Raw genomic sequence first — 20,262 nt, forward strand, 5'->3', positions numbered from 1 at the left:
CGTCGCGGCTCGGGTACTGCACCGCGGCGTTTCGTGTCGCTCCCGACCGAAGGCGACGATCGATACAGCGTTGTGAGGACAATTAGTACAGCGTGGCGCCTCGACTCACGCACGTCTGGTACGCGCGCGACTCGACGCCCGCGTCGGCGAAGGCGTCGACCATCGCGGCGGCGACGTGCCGTCGGTCGGATTCGCGACACGGCGCGAGGACCGACGGTCCGGCACCGGAGACGGTGACGCCCGTCGCTCCCGCGTCGAGCGCGGCCTCGTGAACGGCGTCGTAGCCGGTGATGAGTTCCGCGCGGGCTGGCGTGACGACGCGCTCGTCCATCCCGACGCCGACCAGTTCGGGATCGTCCCGGCACATCCCGACCGCGAGCGTCGCCGCCGAGCCGACGGTGTGGACGACGTCCTCCATCGACGCCGACGCGGGAATCACGTCGCGCGCGTCGCGCGTCGAGACGGCGATTTCTGGGAGACAGGTCACGAGCGGGATCGAGGCGTCCACGGTCGTGACGGCGTCGCCGCGGGCGACTGTAAACCCGCCCAAGAGCGCGGGGGCGACGTTGTCGGCGTGGGCTTCGCCGGAGACGACGGCTTCCCCCTCGGCCGCGATGGGAACGAGTTCCTCGCGGGAGAGTCCGCGATCGTAGAGCGCGTTCAGCGCGACGGCCGCCGCGGCGGAACTCGCCGCGGACGAACCGAGGCCCGATGAGGGCCGCACGCCCTTGTCGATCTGAATGTGGGCTGGCGCGTCCAACGCCTCCGCGACCGCGCCGACGACGTTCTTGTCGGGGTCTTCCGGGATGTACTGACTTCCCACGCCGGTCATCTCGATCGTCGTTCGGTCTGCCTTCTCGACGCGGACGACGTCGGCGGGACGATCGAGGGCGACGCCGAACACGTCGAATCCGCTGCCGAGATTCGCGCTCGTCGCCGGGGCCCTGACCGTCTGCATACGCGTCAGATTGCCCAACGGCGGTAAAAAGGTAGCGAACGACGGAGCGGTGGCTGGGGCTCAACGCATCCCGGAGGCGACTACCTCACCCGTCGAATCCGCCGACGCACCGGCGGCACCCAGAGCGGAACACATTTTCCCTGCTGCCGAGAAAATCAGGTATGATCGGCGTCGTCGGCGGCGGCATCGCGGGACTCGCGGCCGCTTATCGGATGCAAGGGCGGGGATACGACGTACAGGTGTTCGAGGCCGCAGACCAACTCGGTGGCCTCGCAGCCACCTACGAAACCGCCGGTGACGACATCGAGAAGTTCTATCACCACCTCTCGAAATCGGAGGAGACCATCGTCGAACTCGCCGAGGAACTGGGCCTCGGTGATCGGATCGAGTGGCGCATCGGCACCAACGGCTACTACGTCGACGGCGTCGTCCACCCGCTCGACACTCCCTGGGAAATCCTCGCGTACCCGCATATGAGCATCTACGACAAGTTCAGGCTCGGGATGCTCACGCAGGGAATCGACGTCCGGGGGCTCGTCCCCGACTTCGACGCCTACGACGACCTCGCGGAGTACGAGCACGTGACGGTCCGAGAGTTCGTCGAGGAACACACGACCGCGAGCGTCTACGAGAACTTCGTCGACCCGCTGTTGGACGGGAAGTACGGGCACCGAAAAGACGACATCTCCGCCGCGTGGTTCCTCGGTCGGGTCCGCTTCCGCGGCGAGCGCGACCTCCTCCGCGGGGAGATCCTCGGCTACTTCGACGGCGGGTTCGGCGTCCTCCTCGACGCGCTCGTCGACGCCGTCGGTCGGGAGAATATCACCACCGACGCGCCCGTCACGGACCTCACCGTGGCCGAGGGGCGGGTGCAGTCGCTGACGGTGGAACACGACGGAGAAGAAGCGTCACACGACGTCGACGCCGCCGTCGTCGCGACGATGCCGAACGTGCTGGAGTCGCTCACCGGCTACGCCTGCGACATCGACTTTCAGGGGGCGGTCTGCGGGCTCGTCGCGATGGACGAGTCGCTGCTCGACACCTACTGGCTGAACGTGGCGCACGACGCCCCGTTCGGCGCGCTCATCGAGCACACGAACTTCGTCGAGCGCGAGCGCTACGGCGGGAACCACCTCCTCTACGTCGCGGCGTACGTGCAGGACCAGACGGCGGAACTGTGGCAAATGGACGACGGAGGGGTGCGAGAGACGTGGCTCGCGGAGATCGAGTCGATGTTCCCGGAGTTCGACCGCTCGACCGTCTCCGAATTTCGAATCGCGCGCAACCCGCGCGCCGCACCGATCTACGAGCGCGGCTATCTCGACCTCGTAGTGCCGTACCACCTCGATAGGGAGGTCGGCGAGGGCGTCTACTACGCCGGGATGGCGTCCGCGGCGCAGTATCCGGAGCGATCGCTCAACGGCGGCGTCGTCGCGGGTTACGAGGTGGCCGACCGGATCGACGCGTCGCTCGACGAATGATCCCAAACTGTCGCAGCAGGTAGTGTGGAACGGCCCGACGGTCAGGCTTCGGTTTCGTTGGCGTCGCTCTCGTCGTCGACGTCTCGCAGCCCAGGAGCCGCGCCGACGTCGACGTCCTCGGGTTCCTCACGACCGCCGACGCGGAGTTCACCGTTCTCGTCTTCGACGTAGACGTCGTCGGCGAAGCCACTCTCCGCGTGCGGGTGCTCCGGATCGTCGAGTCGTTCGGGCGTCGCTGGCGCGTCCGGAACCTCCGTCGTGCGGAAGTCCCCGAGCGGGTTCGCGATGTCGATGGCGTAACGCTCGAAGAACTCCTCGTAGCGCTCGTAGTGCGCTTCCAGTTCGTCGACCGGGAACTCCATCATCTCCGTCCAGCCGTGGTTGTAGAAGTCGAAGTTGGCCTGGATGTGCGTGATCTCGCGGGCTTTCGCTTCGGTGAAGCCCTCTTCGAGCGCGCGGACGTACGTGTCGAACGTCAACTCGAAGAACGTCTCCATATGCGGCTCGCGCTCCTCGCGGTGTTCGGGATCGGCCTTCTCACCGAACACGCGGACGTGGAGGTCGACGAGTTTGTCCGTCGCGATGTCGCCGACGACCGGCATCGTCAGCGCCTTCTTCGCCGCGAAGTGGCGGATGTTCTGGCGGAGCTTCATTACCGGTACCTGGGTCCGACGAAACTTGAATGACACGCGTTTCCTACCAGCGCTGTCCGGGATGGTCATCGAAGCCGACGTCACGACAGGGAACGCTTCGGAAACCCTCGCGGTCTGGTTGGCGAACAGTCGGCACACCGCCCGCGACGACGCCCCCCACAGCGCCGTCGTCTTCGTTCCCGCGTCGACGTGCCGAGCAACCGCGATCCGACGCGGGATCGTCGTCAGATCACGGCGCGTCTGGCCGCGGTTTAGTAGATAAATCTACGGCAGAGGGAAGTCGAAAAGCACGAAAACAGTCAGAGGTGGGTTGCGCGCTTAGTCGTCCGAGCGCGCGCCCCACTGCTCGACGCGGCGCGGGCGATCGGAGACGGCTTCGACATCGATGGGTTCGTCCTTCGCGTCGAGGGCTTCCAGCGCCGCGAACGCGGAGGCGGTCGTCGAGAAGTAGGTGATCTCCTCTTCGACGCAGACTTCGAGGGCGTCGCGGTCGCGGGAGACGACGAGGTCGATCTTGCCCTCGCGGATCGCCGAGACGAGCGCTTCCTCGTCATCGAACTCGACGAGGTCGAAGTGCGTATCGTAGCCCGCGCGGAGCGCGTTCCCGTCTTCGCTGTCGGGGTCGGGGAACTCGTCGGCGGAGAGGTCGACCCACGCCGTGCCGGAGGCGGGGATCGCCTTGCCCGTGGCGTCCTGGGCCTTGTCGTAGGCCTTTCCGAACGTCGAGGCCGTCCCCATCACCTCGCCCGTCGACTTCATCTCGGGTCCGAGGCGCGGGTCCGACCCCGGGAGGCGGTCGAACGGGAGAACGACTTCCTTGACGCTCACGTCCTCGGGGATCTGCTCTTCGGCGGCGAGGTCGTCGAGCGTCTGCCCGGCCATCACCTTCGCGGCGATCTTCGCGATCGGAACGCCCGTCGCCTTCGAGACGAACGGGACCGTCCGCGAGGAGCGCGGGTTGGCTTCGAGGACGTACACGTCGCCGTCTTTCACGGCGAGTTGGACGTTCATCAGGCCGACCGTGTCGAGCGCGGTCGCGATGTCTTCGGTGACCTCACGCACGCGTTCGAGGGTGTCGGCGTCGAGCGAGCGCGGCGGGATCATACACGCGGAGTCGCCGGAGTGGACGCCCGCGCTCTCGACGTGCTCCATCACGCCGCCGATGATCGCGCGCTTGCCGTCGGAGACGGCGTCGACGTCCAGTTCGATCGCGTCCGCGAGGAACTGGTCGATGAGGATCGGCTTGTCGGGGGAGACGCGGACCGCCTCCTCGATGTACTCCTTCAGCTCCTCGTCGGAGTGGACGACTTCCATCGCGCGGCCGCCGAGGACGTAGGAGGGACGCACGAGTACGGGGTAGCCGAGGTCGTTCGCGAGATCGAGCGCCTCCTCTTCACTCGTCGCGGATCCGCCCTCCGGCTGGAGGATGCCGAGGTCGTCCATCAGGCGGTTAAAGCGGTCGCGGTCCTCCGCGAGGTCCATCGCGTCGACGCTTGTCCCGAGAACCTCGCAGTCGAGGCCGCGGCGGTCGATCTCGGCTTTGAGCGGGTGGCCGATGTTGACGGAGGTCTGCCCGCCGAACTGGACCATCACACCGTCGGCGTCGGCGGCCTCGATCACGTCGGCGACCTCTTCGGCGGTAATGGGCTCGAAGAACAGGCCGTCGGAGGTGTCGTAGTCCGTCGAGACGGTCTCGGGGTTGTTGTTCACGACGTGGGCGTCGATGCCCATCTCGCGGATCGCCTGCACGGCGTGCACCGAACAGTAGTCGAACTCGACGCCCTGCCCGATGCGGATCGGCCCGCCGCCGACGACGACGACACTCTCGACGTCGCGGTCGACGCGGAGTTCGCCCGCGGCGGCGTCGCCCTCGTACGGCCCCGAGTAGAACTCGGGCTTGCGCGAGGAGTAGTAGTACGGCGTCTGCGCGGCGAACTCCCCGGCGCAGGTGTCGACCTGTTTGTAGGTGCGTCCGGGGACCGCGGTCTCGACCTCACCGACCGCCGATCCCGTGGATGTGGCGATCTCGGCGTTCGTCACGCCAGCCGTCGCGGCGGTCGTGTAGTCGCCCTCCTGGGCGGCGTCCATCGCCTCGGAGACGCGCTGGTAGCGTTCGAGGTACCACTCCTTGATGCCGGTCAGTTCCTGCACGTCGTCGACGGAGTAGCCGCGGTCGAACGCCTCGAAGATGGCGTACGTCCGATCGGGCGTCGGTCGCGCGAGGAACTCCGTTTCGAGTTCCTCGTCGGAGACGTCTTCGACATCCGTCGCGGGCTCGTACTCCGTCGAGCGGATCGCCTTCAGCATCGACTCCTCGAAGGTCCGTCCGATCGCCATCGCCTCGCCGGTCGACTTCATCGCCGTCGAGAGCGTGAAGTCGACGTCGCCGAACTTGTCCTTGGGCCACCGGGGGATCTTGGTGACGACGTAGTCGATCGCGGGCTCGAACGCCGCGGTCGTCTCGCCGGTGATCTCGTTTTCGATCTCGTGGAGCCGCTTTCCGAGCGCGACCTTCGCGGTCACGCGGGCGATCGGGTACCCGGTCGCCTTCGAGGCGAGCGCGGAGGAGCGGGAGACGCGGGGGTTGACTTCCACCACTCTGTACTCGCCGCCGGGCGTCCCGTCGTCGTGCCAGGCGAACTGGATGTTACAGCCGCCCTGAATGCCGAGTTCGCGGATCACTTCGAGCGCCGCGTTGCGCATCTCCTGGTGGCCCTCGTCGGGGATGACCTGCGAGGGCGTCACCACGATGGACTCGCCGGTGTGGATGCCCATCGGATCGATGTTCTCCATATTGCAGATGATGATACAGGAGTTGTCGGCGTCGCGCATCACCTCGTATTCGAGTTCGACCCAGCCCGCGATCGACTCGGTGATGAGCACCTCGCTGTTGCGCGAGAGGCGGAGGCCCTTTCGGACGCGCTCGTACAGTTCCTCCTTCTCGTCGACGACGCCTGAACCGGAGCCGCCGAGCGTGTACGTCGTGCGCGCGATCACGGGGAGACCGCCGACCTCGTCGACGGCGTCGTCGACGCGGTCGCGGAGGTCTTCTTCGGTCAGGCGCTGGACCTCCTCGCCCTCGTCGAGCGAGATCGTCGTCGACGAGGGGACGGGCTGGCCGATCTTCTCCATCCGCTGGCGGAAGAGGTCGCGGTCTTCGGTGGCGTAGATGGTGTCGAGCGGCGTGCCCATAATATCGACGTCGTACTCTTCGAGGATGCCCTGCTCTGCGAGTTCGGCGGTGACGTTCAGTCCGGTCTGCCCGCCCAGTCCCGCGATGACGCCGTCGGGTTCCTCCTTGCGGATGATCTCCGAAATCGCCTCGGGCGTGATAGGCTCGATGTACACCCGGTCGGCCATCTCCGGGTCCGTCATAATCGTCGCCGGGTTCGAGTTGACGAGGACGACTCGCGCCCCCTCCTCCTGGAGCGCTCGGCAGGCCTGCGCGCCGGAGTAGTCGAACTCGGCTGCCTGTCCGATCTGAATGGGCCCGCTACCGATGAGCAGTATCGTCCGGTCTTCGGACGCTGCCGCACCGTCTGTCGCGATGTCCTCGTCAGTCATTACTCTGGGGAAGTCCGTACATCGTAATAAGCCCGGCGAAATACTACGAGAAGCGAAAGCCGATTTCGAAATTCGTAACGTGTGGGTAACGGCGTCCCTGGCCCCGTGCCGCGCCAACAGTTGCGGGCACGTGCTGCGATGACGGTTGCGAGGATACGGGCTGTTGGGGGCGCAGGACGGGGGGCCGGTCTTCGATGCGTCGGTGAGTGCAGTTCCCGATGCGTCGGTGAGTACAGTCCCCAATGCGTCAGTGGTGCAGTCTGGGACGCAGTGTCAGTCGCGATTCGCCGATTCGGTGAGTCGGTACCGATACGGACTCCCCTCGACGACGAGGATCGGACCGCCGCGTTCGACGATCTGTCCGAGCACGGTCGCGACCCGATAGGGCGTCTCGAAGCCCTCGACGTCGCGTTCGTCGAGTCGGTCGCAGATCTCCCGCGCGGTGAGCGGCTCATCGGCGTCGGCGAGGACGTCGAGGAGTTGCTCGAACCCGGGGGGCCGGGTCGAAATCATACCCTCACAATGGTTCGGTGACGCTTATTTTTCAGTGCGACAGGCGTCAGACGATCAGGAGTGACGGTCATAGCCGGTGACAATCCCGACATCCTTCACGCGTACACGTCGTCTTCGGAGAGGTCGCGTTCGGCGCGGTACTCCGCGACGAATTCGCTCACGTCGAATTCAAGCATCTGCGCTTCGAACGCCGAGACGGCGCCGTCGTCCTCGGCGTGGCTGATCGCGTGCTCCATCAACTCGACGACGAGTTCGACGATGATCTCGTGGAGCCGTCGGGAGTCGAAATCGGTCACCCAGAGGATACCCGCGCCGACGTCGCCGTCGTCGCTCACGTCCGCGGAGACGACCCGCTGGGGGAACTCCTCGAGGACGATGCCGAGGAGGTGCGCCGTCCCGAACTCGGGCATCTCCTCGCTCGTCGTCTCGACCGCTTCGCGAAGCACCGACACCAGAAAGTCCGGGAGGAACCGCTCGGGTGGGTGCGCGTCCATCACGATCGCGTGCCGTTCCCCGCAGGCGCAGTCGAACTCGCGCATTCCCAGGTCGAACGTCCGGACCGAGCGCGTTTCGCCGCACGGCAGCTCGAGTGTCTCACCGCCGTCGCCCGGAACCTGCGGTTGTGCCATACCCGGCGTTGTCGGTGCCAGCGGTTAAACGTCGCGCTCTCGCGGCATCAGTCGGACGAAAAGCGGGTCGCAGTCCCCGAGCGGTGAGTCGGGGCTTTCGCGTCTCACTTGCTCGCAGTCGTGTACAGCAGCGGGCCGACGACGAGGAGTGCGAGACCGAGAAACAGATATTGGATCGGCACGAGCGACTGGGGTGTCAGCGCGAAGATGGCACCGAACGCGATGGTGTTGATGGCCAGGATCTTCTGCGATTTCAGGGGGAGCACTCCCACCGTCGATAACACGAAAACGGCGATGAGTGCGTGCCCGACGTGGTAATCGAGCAGAAAGCTGTCGACGAGCTGTAGGGGGAGCATCCTTATGCGGTGGTTCGGCGCGAATCGAGTATTAAAGTTCCGTTCTTCGTGGAGCCGCGACGGGCCGTTCGGCTGGCCCGTCGATCAGTTCGGCCCCGTGATATCCATCGGCCGGATCCACGCGTACCAGATCGTGAGTATCATTCCACCGTAACCGAGTATGAAGACGATCGCTCCGAGGCCGTCGTATCCGAGTTCGCCGAGGAGCCGACGCGCGACGCCGGAGCCCGCGATGCCGACGAACAGCAGCGCGGCCAAGAGAAGTTTATCGCGCGTCAGCTCGAAGAGCCCGCCGTCGGAGCCGTGTTCGCTTCGGGTATCGTCGGTCATTGGTACGCGCTTGTGGCTGCACCACCCTCACCTTGTCGGACGCGCACGGAGGAAGACCAATGCTGGTATCGGGGCGTTTGCAACGGATTACACACCCGATCGCACGCCGTCGTGCGAGCGGGCTTCCAGAGCGCCTGTGAGCGGGTGGACCTTCGAGTTCCGGTGTTGGAATTCCTGCGAGACGGCGTCTGCAAGGCTCTCACCACCGTCCGTGACGAGCGGTTGCCGCTCGCGTTTTCTCACGCCAGACGGTAGGCTCAAACAGTGATTCATTCGTTTTAATAAATTCACATTCTGGGTGAATTCAGGGCTTAATCCGTTCTAAGAGTGAAGGTTCACTCGGGAGACCCACATAAGTGTGATTTCAGAGCTAGCAATCGGAATCGGCGTATTTGCCCTCGTCATCGTCCTATTTACAGCCATCTCCGAAACCCTCGGACTCTTCTGAGAGACCCCTCTCCCGATCCGTCACTCACCGTCACCTCGCCGCCGTCGTGGGCATTCGCTCACATTCGTTCATTCGTTCACTGGTGCGCAGTTCGCCCGCACTCAGGGTGAGCAGGGAGTCGTGTGAGATAGACCGCACGAATCCTGCGGCCGGTTCACATAGAAAGGTCCGTGTGCAATCGATATCAGTCGCAGAGTCTCCGACAACCCGAGACAGACGTGCAATCATCTGAATAATTGCGCCGTACCGAAAAATTGCGCTCAATAACTAACCGTGGCCCTGTCGCATATAGACGTGCACTATGCCACTGTATATGGACGTTCACAGGGATGTTGATGCAAGCGTTGAGGACGTTGTGGAGGCTCACAAAAAGGACCTCGAAACGCAGGAAAAACACGGTGTGAAATACCTGAATTACTGGGTAGATGCTGACGAAGGGGCCGTTTTTTGTCTCTTTGAGGGTCCCAGTAAAGAAGCAGGTGAGAAAGTCCACAAAGAAGCCCACGGTCTCACCGCCGACGAGATCTTCGAAGTTGAGCAGGGCGAGTGAAGTAGGCCCACCGAGAAACGGATAGGGCGTATGCAACGAACTGCTCGTCCGATCGCACGACAGCGTGCGATCGAGTGAGAGAAGAGTTGCACGTGCGACGATACTCTGGGCGATTTGGACGATCCAAACGCAATACCTCGAATACGGTTTCGAACACAAGGTAGGCCAGGGCTCTACGTCGGTACGTAATTCCCCCTTACTGGGCGATTGTTGCTTCGGGTATGATGAATCAGCCAGCGACCACTGACGCAACGATCTCACTATCCTCGGCTGTCTGCCTATACCGTTCGCAGACGATTTCGTCTATCGGTTTGAATGCGAACTCGCGTCGTCGTCGCAGCCCGCTCGTCGCATTCTCGATGGCGCTCGTCTAGACTGGGCGTTCGGACGTCGCGACCGGCAGCGGATCCTTGTTGAATCCGGACGGCAGTATCACACTCGAGGCAGCGATGTGCGACACCGCCACCGTCGCCGTAGACACGGCGGAAGTCGTTGATGACCTGTGCGCCGCAGTTGTCGCAGTACCGAGGCTGCGCCTCGTAGGAGAGGCGCATCATCGGCTTTCCCTCCGTGTGATGAAAACCGCAAGACTCGGAGGGGTGGCGTCCGTATTTTTCTTCTGTTTCGAATATAGAGACCACTCGTGAGTTTGGTTATCGAACGGAATTAGGTGGCTGGGGAGTTGAACGGCCCCAAATCACCCGACCCATCGTGGGGATGGATCGATATGGGCCAACGCGGATTTGAACCGCGGACCTCCCGGTTATCAGCCGAGCGCTCAACCTGACTGAGCTATTGGCCCAGGCGAGCGCATCTAGTCGTTGTTCGATGAGTAGTTTAAGGGTTTCCTTTCGACCGCCGTTGGGCACGCAGTACCGGGGTTAGGTGTTATCGTCGCCCGAACGGCCGTACTCCTCGGGGTCGAGGTTCACCACGTCATCGTCATCGCTCGGGAAGCCGCCGACCCAGACGTTTCCGGTGACGAAGCCGCCGGTCTGGCGGTCCAGATAGGGGCGAACGACGTAGCGTTTCAGGACTTCCCGAATCGGGTATCGGGTCACCGGAAGCGCGAGCGCGAAACCGAGAAAGTCGGTGACGATACCGGGCGTCAGCAGAAACGCTCCGGCCGCGATGAGGAGGCCGCCGTCGAGCAGTTCGTTCGTCGGGACGTCCCCTGTGGCCGCCTTCCGCTGGAGTTTCGACAGCGTGTGTCTGCCCTCCGCGCGGACGAGGAGCATTCCGACGAGGCCGGTGAGAACCACCAGAAGCACGGTCGGGACGAGGCCGATCGCCCCCGCAACCGGCAGCAGCAGGAGCGTATCGGCGAGCGGGATCGCGAGCAGGAGCGCGATTACCCAGCGCGTTCGCATACGATCCCGTTGGCGACCGCCGTTCATATCCCTTGTGTCGTGTGGGCGACGACAGCGCGACCAGAAAGCACGAACCTCGAAGGGCTTACCCGCTGGCGCGCCCGAGCGCAGATATGACCGACGACCGGACGCACGTGGAGTGGCGCGAGTGGGGTCCAGCGCCGTTCGAGGAGGCCCGCGCGGCCGACCGACCGGTGCTCCTCGCGCTCACGGCGACGTGGTGCGACAGCTGTCACGAGATGGACGCCGAAACGTACGGTGAGCCGCGGATCGCCGCGAACGTCAACGACGGGTTCGTCCCGATCCGCGTCGACGTCGACCGACACCCCCGCGTTCGTGAGCGGTACAATATGGGCGGTTTCCCCTCAACGGTGTTCTGCACGCCGTCGGGAGCGGTTATCACCGGCGCGACGTACCTCGCGCCCGACGGGATACGGCAGGTGCTCGACTCCGTCCGAACCGTCTGGAGTGACCGCGGCGAAGACGCCGGACGGATTCCGCGGGCGCTCGCGGGCGATCCGACTCCCGCGGGACCCGTCGACGAGCGAATCGAGTCCCACCTCGCGGGCCAACTCGACGAGAAGTGGGACCCGCGCTTCGCCGGGTGGGGAACCGACGCGAAATTCCCGCTCCCGCGAACGATCGAATTTGCGCTCAAGCGCGCACGCGACCAAGCCGTCGAGACGCTCGGCGTGGTCGGCGAATCGCTCTACGACGACGAGGCGGGTGGGTTCTACCGATACGCCGAGGGGCGAGACTGGACCGATCCCCACACCGAGAAAGTGCTCGACGCTAACGCAGCGCTCATCCGGGCATTCGCGAACGGCTACCTCTACACCGGCGACGAGTCGCTGCTCGATCCCGCCCGCGGGAGCCAGCGATTTCTCATCGACACCCTCTGGAACGGAGTCGCTTTCGGCGGCAGCGTCGCGCCCAACGGAGAGCACGGAGACGACGCCGGAGAGAGAAATAGCGAGGGGACGACCGAATTCGGACCGCGCCGCGATCTCACGGCCTACGCGGGCGGGAACGCGCTGGCAGCGGACGCGCTCTTGACACTCGCGTCGTACACCGACGACGAAACCGCGCGGGAGTACGCCACGCGCGTGCTTGAGGAGCTCGAAGCGCGGTTCATCGACAGAGAAGGGACCGTGGCGCACGTCGCTCCCGGCGCCGCGACCGACGGCGAATCCGCGGCTGACGGGAGCACTGACCCGGTATCGAACGTCCCGCGGCTCCTCCTCGAAGATCACGCGCGAGTCGTCGCCGCGTTCACCCGCGCGCGTCAGGTACTCGGCCCGAACGAACTCGCGACGGAGCGACCGCCGCTCGCCGTGGCGCAGGCCGTCGCAGACCGCGCCATCGAGGCGTTGCAGGAACCGGAAGGCGCTTTCCGGGACGGCCCCGACGAGGGTGTTGGGCTGCTCGATGAACCGCTCCGGCCGCTCGACGGCGGCGTGGAGATGGCCGAGGCGTTACTCGACTTGGACGCCGTCGTCGACGCGGTCCGGAGCGGTTCCGGCGAGGATGCCGTGAAAACGGAGAGAGCGGATTACACTGCATCCGCCCACGCGGGAATCGCGGCCTTCGCTGGCGCGTGGGACCGCATCGGGATCCAGATCGCGGGGTACGGATCGGTCGCCGCCCGACTCACGCGCCCGGATCTAGTGGTGGCCGTCGGCGACAGCGCCGGAACCGACCTCCACCGGGCGGCGCTTCGGGTCGCCGACCACGAGGCCGTCGTCGTTCCCGACGCGACGGGCGTCGCGGAAAGCGTCGCCGTCGTCCAGCGGGGAGACGAACGCCGGGAAGCCACGACGCCCGACGAGTTGATGCAAGCGGTCGCGGCCCTCACGGGCGGCGCGTGAGCGTCGGCAGCGTGGTCGGATCGGTGTAAACCGCCGATTCGTTTTTATTGGTGGACGCGCAGCGTGAGGTATGGCGAGCCTCAGGGACCTCGGGCTGTCGGAGTACGAAGCGCGCGCGTATCGCTCGTTACTCAGCACCGGGGCGACAACCGCGAAGGAGTTGTCCCGGGCGAGCGACGTCCCGATGGGTCGGATCTACGACGTGCTCAATAGCCTTGAACAGCACAGTCTCGTCAGGAGTCAGGCCGCAAGCCGCCCGAAGAAGTACGTCGCCGTCGAGCCGGACACGGCGCTCGATCGGCTGTTAGAGAGCAAGCGCCGGGAGCTAGCAGAGAAAGTCGAGCAGTACGAGGGCGTCGTCGACGAACTCACCGCGGAGTTAGAGTCCGCAGAGCCGGTCCAGAGCCAATTCTGGACGGCCGCGGTCGGGGCCGAGGAGTGGGTCGAACTGCTCGTCGAGCGGCTGGCGGCCGCCGACGATTCGCTGGTCGTCGTTTCCGGCGACATCTCCCCGCAGTTCGATCTCGGGGTGATCGGCGACCGCGTCACCGAGGAACTCGCCGCCGCGCTGGATCGCGGCGTCGACGTCTCCGTGCTGATGTCGCCGGAACTCGTCTCATCCCTGCCGCCGAGCGTCGGCGAGCGCTACTCCGACACGCTGGCTGACCACCCCTCGTTCGCCGTCCGGACCGCACCCGACCTCTCCGGAACGTTCGAACTCATCGACGACGTGGAGGTCTGCATCGAGGTGCCGAACCCGCTGGCCCCCGGACAGGCGTTCGCGATGATTGACCTGAAGGACCCCGAGTTCGCCGCCGACGTCAGGGAACAGTTCGATCCGCGGTGGAACGCCGCGGAGCCGCTGTCCTTGGCAGCGTTCGCCACCGAGGAGTAGCAGGAAGATGGCAGAAGAGTAGCAGAAAAATATCCGTTAGAGGTCTGTTACTGATCGCCGTTCAGTTCCGCGCGAAGCTGTTCGAGCGTGACCTCGCGTTCGGCGTGGGCGTTGTGCTGGTGGATCGACTCGTCGTTCGACTGCTTCATATGGACGACCGCGTCGTCAGCGAGGTGGTCGAACTCGTCGATGACCTGTTCGGCCATCGACCGGACGCAGTCCTCGACGAACTTCGCGTCCGCGTGCGCGTGGTACGTCATATAGTCCTCGTCGGGGCGCTTCGCGAGGTTGTAGATCCGCGCGGACATCGAGTCGCGAGCGACTTCGACGATGTCCATCAGATCGACGTCGGGCGACCCTTCCGTCGTGACCGTGAGCGTTGCGTGACCGCGCTGGGAGTGACCGGGCTGTGGCACCTGTTCGAGGAAGTCCTCGATCGTCTCCTCGTCGACGTCGAGATCGCGCATTACGTCGCGGGCGCGTGAAGCCGACATCCCCTGCGAGCACGGGCAGACCGTCATTCCGATGACCTCCGCGCCGATCTCCTCGCGGGTGCCCTCTTCGGTCGCGGTCGCGCTGGCGACGATGGTGATCGTGCTCTGGGTGGGCAGTTCGCTCGCGGGCGTGTCCTCGCGGACGACGAAGTCTGCGGTCATTCTGACCTCCGCGGTCGAGGTGTACTCGTGCTTTTCGAGCAGGCGCTCGGCGACGTCGCCGCACATATCCTCGACGCGGTAGGCCGGCTCGGAAACGGCGGCTTCGAGCGTCTCGTCGATGACTTGCATATTCCGGCTCATATCGATGCCTTTGCGACCGCTGGGGAGATCGACGAACACCTCGAACTCCGCCATCAGGATCAGCGGGCGCTTGCCGTCGCGGGCGAGTTTGACGAGTTTGTCGACGCCGGTGACACCGACCTGACTCAACCCGACGGTGACGTCGGGCTCGCTCGCCTGCACGTCGGGAAGCTGGTGACTCATTGTCATACGGGAGGGACGGAGTTCGATTAACGCTTTCGTTAGCCGAATTTCGAACCGTAGAACGATGACCGGTCGGGGCCAGTCGGCAGATTCGCTCAGGGCCAGTCGTCGCGACCGCTCGATGCGAAGTGGTCCTCGGATTCGGTGTCGCCAGCGACCGCCCATCCGGCGGCCTCGGCGGCCTGTTCGAGCGGAAGGTACTCCCATCCCGCCGCCTCGGCGACTTCCCTGTCCTCGTCGGTCGTTCCGACGAAGACGTGACGGGCGGTGTCGAACTGTCGTTTGACGTTCTCTAAGCTCTCTTTGACGCCGCGAGGCCCGGAGAAGAAATCCTGCCGGATGCGGTGTTTCCGCGTGAAGTTGGTGACGACGTACGTGGGCTTGTCGCTCAGCACGCCGACGTACTCGGTCCACTGTCGAGCGTCGCTGAACACGGCGTTCGGATCCGCGAGCGCCTGCAGCGCGGCCAACTCGAAAGCAAGCGTCATCTCGGCGTCGCCGCCGGGACCGCCGGGGGACGAGGACTCGTCGCTCATACCCGACTCTATCGCCTTGTCGCCGAAAACTGCATCGGTCCCCGGAAGCGTTCTCGGTCCACCGACGGCTCCCGAGCGAACGCTCGGTCCAGACACTACCCTCAGAAGCGCCCTCGGTCCGCCGACGGCCTCCGCTCACACCACGCGGTAATACGCGGTGTAGCGGACGACGTCACCGGCCGTGAGTTCACTCGCATCGATCTCTCGCGTGGCGTCTTCGACCGCGTCGAGGAAGGCTCGGCAGTCGCGTTCCGAAAGCTGATCGAGGTCGCGGACCCGATCACTCGCGTTCATCTCGGTCGGATCGCACTCCACCAGGGTCGGGCCGATGTCAACGTCCCCCTGACTGCGGACCGATCGTGACATACGGTACCAATTAACAGGAACGATCATAAAGATTGGGGCGAATAACGAGCACCACAGTCGAGATGCACAACTCCCCGAGAAGGTCACATCGAGAACGGGGAAGAGAGATCGAGATGGGAACGAAGAGAAGGAAGAGAGGGAGAATCAAGAGGGAAAATCGCCGTCGGCTACGGCGTCACTCCGCGGCCGTCTCTTCCAGTTCCAAATCGTCGAGCTCGAAGGTCTCCTGCATCAGCACGTCCTTTTGATCGGCGACGACGCGCCGCTCTCTCATCAGCTGCTTGTACTTCGTCTGCGGCGAGAGGTCGCCGATGAGGACGCCGCCGACGATGCGGCCGTCCTTGAATGCGAGTCGCCGCCACTCGGTGTCGGAGTACTTCGCCTCGGCCTCGTCGTCCCCGAGCGTGGGGTGACCGAAGGAGAGGAACGGGAAGTCGAAGTGGGTGATGGAGTACGAGGAGACCCACTCGAACGGCTCGGAGCCGTACTCGACCATGTTCTGCGCCGCGATCGAACCCTGTTCCTTCGCGGAGCCCCACGCGCCGTTCTGCGCGCGCTCTCCGAGAATGAGGTCGTCGAATTCGGTGATGTCGCCCGCGGCGAAGACGTCGTCGTGGTTCGTCCGCATATACTCGTCGACGACGACGCCCGTGTCGGTCTCGATCGGCGTGTCCTGCAGAATCTCGGTATTGAAGTTGAGACCGATCGCGATTCCGACGAAGTCGGCGTCGTACTCGTCGCCGTTGGGGTCGACCGCGGTCGTCACGCGCCCGTCCTCGTCCGTCTCGAAGTGATCGACGCCCGAGTCGAACACCGGTTCGACGTCGCGCTCGCGCAGCGCGTCGTGGATGATCTCCGCCCCGTCTTTCGACAGCGCGTAGCGCCACCAGCGGTTCCCGCGCATCAGGTACTTGCCCTCAACGTCCTGTGCGGCGGTGATCGCCGCGAGGTCGATGCCCAGCAAGCCCGCGCCGATGACGACGGAGCTGTCGGCCGCCTCCATATGCGATTTGATCGCCCGGGCGTCCTGGAACGTCCAGAAGTGATGGATGCCCTCCGCGTCGGAGTTATCGACCGGCAGTTGCGTCGGCGTGCCGCCGGTCGCGATGAGGAGTTTGTCCCACGGGATTTCCGCCCCCTCGTGCGTCTCGATCGTATGGCCGTCGACGTCGATATCGACCACGAGCGTGTTGAGCCGAAGGTCGATGTCCCGCTCCGTGTACCACGATTCGTCGTGGATCGAGATCGGAGCCTCGGGGAGCTTCCCCTTCGCGAATTCCTTGATCAGGATCCGGTTGTAGAGGGCCTCGCCCTCGTCCGTGATGACGGTGATGTCGGCGTCGGGTTCCTCCTCCCGGAGGGTCTCGGCGGCGGAACTGCCCGCGACACCGTCGCCGATGATCACGTACGACTGAGTCATATGCGAGCGATTCGTCTTCGGGGTTAATGTGGATTGCTATCCGGTCGGCCGCGGGTTTGGCAACGTTTCACGCACATTTTCGGCCGAATGTCACGCACGCGTTCGGCGAGCGTCAAAGTCGTGCGGTGAATCGTCGGTGTCGCTGGACGCCAGACGGCGGACCCTCAGTCTAATTTGCCGAGCGCCTCGAAAAAGTCAGACGCCGGTCCCGCCATCCGAACCGGCTGATCCGCGAGTTCGACAGTGACTTCCGTCGACGGCGCGACGCGCTCGCGGATCCGCCCGTCGACGACTACGACCGTCGACTCCGTGTCCGAAACGGTAACTGAGACTGTCGCGTCGCGGTCGACGACGAGCGGAGGCATCCCGTCGACGGCGGCCATCTCGGTGACGACGACGCCCGAGACGCCCGGATGGATCAGCGGTCCGTCCTCGCTGAGGTTGTAGGCGGTGCTGCCCGTCGGCGTCGAAACGAGAACCCCGTCGGCGTGACCCGTGGCGTACGGCGATCCATCGATCGCGACTTCGACCGATCCGCCGCCGCCGTGGCCGCGGTGTGACCCCTGTACGACGATCTCGTTGACCGCGGGCGGGAGCTCCCAGCCGTCGCCGCGTGCGACGAGTCGGGGCATCGACCGCGTGGGGAGGTCGCCGTCCCGTCGGAAGTGCCGCACCTCGGTCAGCACCGCGTCGACAGCGTCGTCGGGTGACACGGCGTTGAGAAAGCCGACCTCGCCGAGGTTGACGCCGAGGATCGGCGTCGTTCCAGCGCCGTGGGCAGCGAAGAGGAACGTCCCGTCACCGCCGATGCTCACCACGAGGTCCGCGGCGTCGAACTCGTCGACGTCGCGTCCGGGTACGTCCAGTTCGGCGGCTGTCGCCGCGTCCACCCACACCGTAACGTCCGCGTCGACCAGCTGTTCCCGGATCTCGCTGGCCAGCGCGGCCGTCCGGTCGTTTCCCCACTGCGCGACGATGGCCACCTTCATTTCCGTCGGAGCGTTCGACGCCACGTCAAAAAAGGGCACCGTCACGTCAGTCTCGGATTCGACCAGCCGCACGGGCAACATTGATAGCCGCGCCGGTCGACGTGGAAACGACGGCGATGGATCGACTCCACGAACACGGCGGGAGACCGCGTCGATCGAGGCGTGCAGCGGTACCTGTGGGGCTGCAACAGTGAGCGACGAAGACGACTGGTTCGAGCGCGGAATCCGCGAGGACGCTCCCGACGATCCGGAAGATCCCGAGGACGTCGACGCCCCTGACACCTCCGACGATCCTGACGACCCCGAAGACCTCGAAGGCTCCGAGAATCCCGGCGACCCCGACGAAGACGCTCGCGACGACACCGGAGACGTGTCCAACGGCGGTGCTGACACGGGCGACAGCACCGACAGGGAAAGCGATCCGGAACGCGGACAGAATACTGATCCGGCAAGCGGCCAGAGTGCCGATCCATTCGAGCAACCACCCGAACACAGCGGGAACGGGAATCCGTTCGAGGAAGACTTCGCGTCCGCGTTGGAGAACGCTCCCGGTCCGGGCGGCGGTGACAGTTCACAAGTCGGTGGCGACGGTCCCCCGTCTCTACCGGGCGGCGACGGTGCCTTCGAGGACTTCGGGGACGCTCCAGGGGGGTTCGACGAGAGCGCCTTCGACGAGGGGTCGTTCGAATCCGACCTCGAACGGTTGGACATCGGCATCGAGGGGCTCGATAAGATGATCCTCGGCGGCGTCCCCCGTCGGTCGCTGATGGTGGCCATCGGTTCCGCCGGGACCGGCAAGACCACGTTCGGACTGCAGTTTCTGAATCACGGGCTCGAACGGGGTGAGTCCGGGGTCTACATCACGCTCGAAGAGAGCTACGATCGAATCCTCTCGACGGCGAACGAGAAGGGCTGGGACTTCGAGTCGTACGTCGAAGACGAGCAGTTGGCCGTCGTCGATATCGACCCCGTCGAGATGGCGAACAGCTTAGACAGCATCCAGAACGAGTTACCCGAACTCATCGAGGCGTTCGGTGCCGACCGGTTGGTCTTGGACTCGGTCTCGCTGTTGGAGATGATGTACGAGCACACCCCGAAACGTCGAAGTCAGGTGTTCGGGTTCGCGCGGGCGCTGAAGAACGCCGGGGTGACGACGCTTCTGACTTCCGAGGCGAGCGAAGACAACCCCTACGCCTCGCGGTTCGGAATCGTCGAATACCTCGCCGACGCGGTGTTCGTCCTGCAGTACGTCCGCGAGAGCGACTTCCGCGAGACCAGGCTCGCCATCGAGATTCAGAAGATCCGGGACGCGAATCACTCGCGGGCGACGAAGCCCTACGAACTCACCGAGTCGGGAATCTCGGTCTACCGACAGGCGAACATTTTCTGAGCTGCTGAATCGAGGCTGGAAAAGGCGGACAACGAGTCGTCAGTACAGCAGCGCCGCGTCGTCCTCGATCATATACAGCGCCCGCGCGGCGATGTTGACCGCGTGGTCGCCGACGCGTTCGAGGTCGCGGATCGTGAGCAGCAGTCGAGAGATATCCTGCAGATAGGCCTCCGCGTCGACGCTCTCCTCGCCGAACGGGTCGCGTTCGATGAGGTCGCGGACGACGATCGAACTCGCCGCCTCGCACATCGCGTCGAGGTCGTCGTCGCGGTCGGCCACTACGTAGCACGCCTCGCTATCCTCGTCCGCGTAGGCGGCCATCGCGGCGTCCAGCATATCGAGCGTCTCCGTGCCGATCTGCTGGACGTCGACCTCGGGGAAGACGTCGCGGTCGGCGTCCATCGCGTACTGCGCGAGGTTCACCGCGAGGTCGCCGATGCGTTCGAGGTCGGTGATGATCTTGAACGACGCCGCGATAAAGCGGAGATCCGAGGCGACGGGCTGCTGGAGGGCGATGAGGTCGACGCACTCGCCCTCCAAGTCGAGGTACATCTGATTGACCTCGTCGTCGCCGGAGACGACTTCCTTCGCCGTTGATCGATCCTTCTGTTCGAGCGCGTCGAGCCCCAGTCGAAGCCGTTCGGCGACGACCTCGCTCATATAGAGGACGTCCTCGCGGAGGTTCGAGAGGGACTCTTGGTACTCCTGTCTGGGCATAGTTAGCAGATCACGTGAGTTCGGTTTAATACTGTTGCGGCGACCATCGTGATCGAATTGGGCGGGTCACGGCTCATACGTGGATCAGCCGAACTTCCCGGTGATGTAGTCTTCGACGCGCTGGCTCTCGGGGTTCTCGAAGATCTTCTGGGTGTCGTCGAACTCGACGAGTTCCCCGCCGGTCAGGAACACCGCGGTCTGATCGGAGATTCGCGCCGCCTGCTGCATATTGTGCGTCACGATGACGAC

At 64.7% G+C, this 20,262-nt stretch carries 21 protein-coding genes, 1 tRNA gene and 1 pseudogene; 6 read left to right on the forward strand and 17 right to left on the reverse strand.

Going from position 1 to position 20,262, the window contains the following annotated elements; genetic code table 11:
- Positions 1 to 82: 82 nt before the first annotated feature.
- Positions 83 to 958 carry a homoserine kinase gene (locus FJT57_RS08345; RefSeq protein WP_144904052.1) on the reverse strand — a complete coding sequence of 292 codons (876 nt, stop codon included), beginning with the start codon at positions 956 to 958 and terminating at the stop codon, positions 83 to 85.
- Positions 959 to 1,119: 161 nt separating this feature from the next.
- Here FJT57_RS08345 and FJT57_RS08350 point away from each other — a divergent pair, with 161 nt between their 5' ends.
- Positions 1,120 to 2,439: an NAD(P)/FAD-dependent oxidoreductase gene (locus tag FJT57_RS08350; RefSeq protein WP_144904054.1), complete on the forward strand. Its 1,320-nt coding sequence runs from the start codon at positions 1,120 to 1,122 to the stop codon at positions 2,437 to 2,439.
- Between the two features lie 41 nt (positions 2,440 to 2,480).
- Here FJT57_RS08350 and FJT57_RS08355 read toward each other — a convergent pair whose 3' ends face one another.
- Positions 2,481 to 3,092 (reverse strand): DUF6149 family protein, encoded by a 612-nt coding sequence (locus FJT57_RS08355; RefSeq protein WP_144904056.1) that lies wholly within the window; start codon positions 3,090 to 3,092, stop codon positions 2,481 to 2,483.
- A gap of 25 nt (positions 3,093 to 3,117) precedes the next feature.
- On the opposite strand from FJT57_RS08355, the gene FJT57_RS08360 reads away from it, so the two are divergent.
- Positions 3,118 to 3,354 (forward strand): hypothetical protein, encoded by a 237-nt coding sequence (locus FJT57_RS08360; protein ID WP_144904058.1) that lies wholly within the window; start codon positions 3,118 to 3,120, stop codon positions 3,352 to 3,354.
- A gap of 56 nt (positions 3,355 to 3,410) precedes the next feature.
- On the opposite strand, the gene carB is transcribed toward FJT57_RS08360, so the two are convergent.
- The 5 genes from carB to FJT57_RS08385 form a co-directional block, all read right to left on the reverse strand.
- Positions 3,411 to 6,656 carry a carbamoyl-phosphate synthase large subunit gene (gene carB, locus FJT57_RS08365; RefSeq protein ID WP_144904060.1) on the reverse strand — a complete coding sequence of 1,082 codons (3,246 nt, stop codon included), beginning with the start codon at positions 6,654 to 6,656 and terminating at the stop codon, positions 3,411 to 3,413.
- Positions 6,657 to 6,929: 273 nt separating this feature from the next.
- Positions 6,930 to 7,169, reverse strand: coding sequence for a helix-turn-helix domain-containing protein (locus FJT57_RS08370; protein ID WP_144904062.1), 240 nt, complete (start codon positions 7,167 to 7,169; stop codon positions 6,930 to 6,932).
- Between the two features lie 95 nt (positions 7,170 to 7,264).
- Complete coding sequence (locus tag FJT57_RS08375; protein ID WP_144904064.1) at positions 7,265 to 7,798, reverse strand: DUF5815 family protein; 534 nt, start codon at positions 7,796 to 7,798, stop codon at positions 7,265 to 7,267.
- 104 nt (positions 7,799 to 7,902) lie between these two features.
- The gene (locus FJT57_RS08380) at positions 7,903 to 8,154 is read right to left on the reverse strand and encodes a hypothetical protein (protein ID WP_144904066.1); all 252 of its coding nucleotides are present in this window, start codon (positions 8,152 to 8,154) and stop codon (positions 7,903 to 7,905) included.
- Positions 8,155 to 8,238: 84 nt separating this feature from the next.
- A complete protein-coding gene (locus FJT57_RS08385) occupies positions 8,239 to 8,484 on the reverse strand; it encodes a hypothetical protein (RefSeq protein WP_144904068.1) in 246 nt (81 codons plus the stop codon).
- A 749-nt stretch (positions 8,485 to 9,233) separates the two neighbouring features.
- Between FJT57_RS08385 and FJT57_RS08390 the strand changes: the two genes are divergently transcribed.
- Complete coding sequence (locus tag FJT57_RS08390) at positions 9,234 to 9,482, forward strand: DUF4242 domain-containing protein (protein ID WP_144904070.1); 249 nt, start codon at positions 9,234 to 9,236, stop codon at positions 9,480 to 9,482.
- Between the two features lie 278 nt (positions 9,483 to 9,760).
- On the opposite strand, the gene FJT57_RS17430 is transcribed toward FJT57_RS08390, so the two are convergent.
- The 3 genes from FJT57_RS17430 to FJT57_RS08405 all read right to left on the reverse strand — a co-directional run bounded on the left by FJT57_RS17430 (position 9,761) and on the right by FJT57_RS08405 (position 10,852).
- Positions 9,761 to 10,039, reverse strand: a complete 279-nt coding sequence (locus FJT57_RS17430) for a DUF7563 family protein (RefSeq protein ID WP_449405203.1) — start codon at positions 10,037 to 10,039, stop codon at positions 9,761 to 9,763.
- A 171-nt stretch (positions 10,040 to 10,210) separates the two neighbouring features.
- Positions 10,211 to 10,284: transfer RNA gene (locus FJT57_RS08400), tRNA-Ile, on the reverse strand.
- Positions 10,285 to 10,363: 79 nt separating this feature from the next.
- Positions 10,364 to 10,852, reverse strand: a complete 489-nt coding sequence (locus tag FJT57_RS08405) for an FxsA family protein (protein ID WP_144904072.1) — start codon at positions 10,850 to 10,852, stop codon at positions 10,364 to 10,366.
- Between the two features lie 113 nt (positions 10,853 to 10,965).
- On the opposite strand from FJT57_RS08405, the gene FJT57_RS08410 reads away from it, so the two are divergent.
- Both FJT57_RS08410 and FJT57_RS08415 read left to right on the forward strand, forming a co-directional pair.
- Positions 10,966 to 12,720, forward strand: coding sequence for a DUF255 domain-containing protein (locus tag FJT57_RS08410; protein WP_144904074.1), 1,755 nt, complete (start codon positions 10,966 to 10,968; stop codon positions 12,718 to 12,720).
- A gap of 70 nt (positions 12,721 to 12,790) precedes the next feature.
- Positions 12,791 to 13,615 carry a TrmB family transcriptional regulator gene (locus FJT57_RS08415; RefSeq protein ID WP_144904076.1) on the forward strand — a complete coding sequence of 275 codons (825 nt, stop codon included), beginning with the start codon at positions 12,791 to 12,793 and terminating at the stop codon, positions 13,613 to 13,615.
- A gap of 47 nt (positions 13,616 to 13,662) precedes the next feature.
- On the opposite strand, the gene mptA is transcribed toward FJT57_RS08415, so the two are convergent.
- The 5 genes from mptA to FJT57_RS08440 all read right to left on the reverse strand — a co-directional run bounded on the left by mptA (position 13,663) and on the right by FJT57_RS08440 (position 17,906).
- The gene (gene mptA / locus FJT57_RS08420; RefSeq protein WP_144904078.1) at positions 13,663 to 14,595 is read right to left on the reverse strand and encodes a GTP cyclohydrolase MptA; all 933 of its coding nucleotides are present in this window, start codon (positions 14,593 to 14,595) and stop codon (positions 13,663 to 13,665) included.
- A 95-nt stretch (positions 14,596 to 14,690) separates the two neighbouring features.
- A complete protein-coding gene (locus FJT57_RS08425) occupies positions 14,691 to 15,083 on the reverse strand; it encodes a DUF7124 domain-containing protein (protein ID WP_144904505.1) in 393 nt (130 codons plus the stop codon).
- 183 nt (positions 15,084 to 15,266) lie between these two features.
- Positions 15,267 to 15,497 (reverse strand): hypothetical protein, encoded by a 231-nt coding sequence (locus FJT57_RS08430; protein ID WP_144904080.1) that lies wholly within the window; start codon positions 15,495 to 15,497, stop codon positions 15,267 to 15,269.
- A 175-nt stretch (positions 15,498 to 15,672) separates the two neighbouring features.
- Positions 15,673 to 16,917, reverse strand: a complete 1,245-nt coding sequence (locus tag FJT57_RS08435; RefSeq protein ID WP_144904082.1) for an NAD(P)/FAD-dependent oxidoreductase — start codon at positions 16,915 to 16,917, stop codon at positions 15,673 to 15,675.
- A gap of 164 nt (positions 16,918 to 17,081) precedes the next feature.
- Positions 17,082 to 17,906 carry an NAD(+)/NADH kinase gene (locus tag FJT57_RS08440; RefSeq protein ID WP_144904084.1) on the reverse strand — a complete coding sequence of 275 codons (825 nt, stop codon included), beginning with the start codon at positions 17,904 to 17,906 and terminating at the stop codon, positions 17,082 to 17,084.
- A gap of 190 nt (positions 17,907 to 18,096) precedes the next feature.
- Between FJT57_RS08440 and FJT57_RS08445 the strand changes: the two genes are divergently transcribed.
- Positions 18,097 to 19,296, forward strand: coding sequence for a KaiC domain-containing protein (locus FJT57_RS08445; RefSeq protein WP_144904086.1), 1,200 nt, complete (start codon positions 18,097 to 18,099; stop codon positions 19,294 to 19,296).
- 39 nt (positions 19,297 to 19,335) lie between these two features.
- On the opposite strand, the gene phoU is transcribed toward FJT57_RS08445, so the two are convergent.
- Positions 19,336 to 20,013 carry a phosphate signaling complex protein PhoU gene (gene phoU / locus FJT57_RS08450; RefSeq protein WP_144904088.1) on the reverse strand — a complete coding sequence of 226 codons (678 nt, stop codon included), beginning with the start codon at positions 20,011 to 20,013 and terminating at the stop codon, positions 19,336 to 19,338.
- Between the two features lie 84 nt (positions 20,014 to 20,097).
- Positions 20,098 to 20,262 (reverse strand): annotated as a pseudogene (locus FJT57_RS16940) (phosphate ABC transporter ATP-binding protein); the annotation flags it as partial.

It is taken from the genome of Halobellus captivus (genome assembly GCF_007655485.1).
GTDB lineage: Archaea > Halobacteriota > Halobacteria > Halobacteriales > Haloferacaceae > Haloquadratum > Haloquadratum captivum.

What these genes read in the sequence shown, in the direction of transcription:
- FJT57_RS08370 (WP_144904062.1), bottom strand. Translation starts at nt 7,169, where the DNA reads ATGATTTCGACCCGGCCCCCCGGGTTCGAGCAACTCCTCGACGTCCTC.
- FJT57_RS08380 (WP_144904066.1), bottom strand. Translation starts at nt 8,154, where the DNA reads ATGCTCCCCCTACAGCTCGTCGACAGCTTTCTGCTCGATTACCACGTC.
- FJT57_RS17430 (WP_449405203.1), bottom strand. Translation starts at nt 10,039, where the DNA reads ATGATGCGCCTCTCCTACGAGGCGCAGCCTCGGTACTGCGACAACTGC.
- carB (WP_144904060.1), bottom strand. Translation starts at nt 6,656, where the DNA reads ATGACTGACGAGGACATCGCGACAGACGGTGCGGCAGCGTCCGAAGAC.
- FJT57_RS08390 (WP_144904070.1), top strand. Translation starts at nt 9,234, where the DNA reads ATGCCACTGTATATGGACGTTCACAGGGATGTTGATGCAAGCGTTGAG.
- FJT57_RS08385 (WP_144904068.1), bottom strand. Translation starts at nt 8,484, where the DNA reads ATGACCGACGATACCCGAAGCGAACACGGCTCCGACGGCGGGCTCTTC.
- FJT57_RS08440 (WP_144904084.1), bottom strand. Translation starts at nt 17,906, where the DNA reads ATGAAGGTGGCCATCGTCGCGCAGTGGGGAAACGACCGGACGGCCGCG.
- FJT57_RS08405 (WP_144904072.1), bottom strand. Translation starts at nt 10,852, where the DNA reads ATGCGAACGCGCTGGGTAATCGCGCTCCTGCTCGCGATCCCGCTCGCC.
- FJT57_RS08425 (WP_144904505.1), bottom strand. Translation starts at nt 15,083, where the DNA reads ATGACGCTTGCTTTCGAGTTGGCCGCGCTGCAGGCGCTCGCGGATCCG.
- FJT57_RS08345 (WP_144904052.1), bottom strand. Translation starts at nt 958, where the DNA reads ATGCAGACGGTCAGGGCCCCGGCGACGAGCGCGAATCTCGGCAGCGGA.
- phoU (WP_144904088.1), bottom strand. Translation starts at nt 20,013, where the DNA reads ATGCCCAGACAGGAGTACCAAGAGTCCCTCTCGAACCTCCGCGAGGAC.
- FJT57_RS08355 (WP_144904056.1), bottom strand. Translation starts at nt 3,092, where the DNA reads ATGAAGCTCCGCCAGAACATCCGCCACTTCGCGGCGAAGAAGGCGCTG.
- FJT57_RS08430 (WP_144904080.1), bottom strand. Translation starts at nt 15,497, where the DNA reads ATGTCACGATCGGTCCGCAGTCAGGGGGACGTTGACATCGGCCCGACC.
- FJT57_RS08415 (WP_144904076.1), top strand. Translation starts at nt 12,791, where the DNA reads ATGGCGAGCCTCAGGGACCTCGGGCTGTCGGAGTACGAAGCGCGCGCG.
- FJT57_RS08410 (WP_144904074.1), top strand. Translation starts at nt 10,966, where the DNA reads ATGACCGACGACCGGACGCACGTGGAGTGGCGCGAGTGGGGTCCAGCG.
- FJT57_RS08350 (WP_144904054.1), top strand. Translation starts at nt 1,120, where the DNA reads ATGATCGGCGTCGTCGGCGGCGGCATCGCGGGACTCGCGGCCGCTTAT.
- mptA (WP_144904078.1), bottom strand. Translation starts at nt 14,595, where the DNA reads ATGAGTCACCAGCTTCCCGACGTGCAGGCGAGCGAGCCCGACGTCACC.
- FJT57_RS08375 (WP_144904064.1), bottom strand. Translation starts at nt 7,798, where the DNA reads ATGGCACAACCGCAGGTTCCGGGCGACGGCGGTGAGACACTCGAGCTG.
- FJT57_RS08435 (WP_144904082.1), bottom strand. Translation starts at nt 16,917, where the DNA reads ATGACTCAGTCGTACGTGATCATCGGCGACGGTGTCGCGGGCAGTTCC.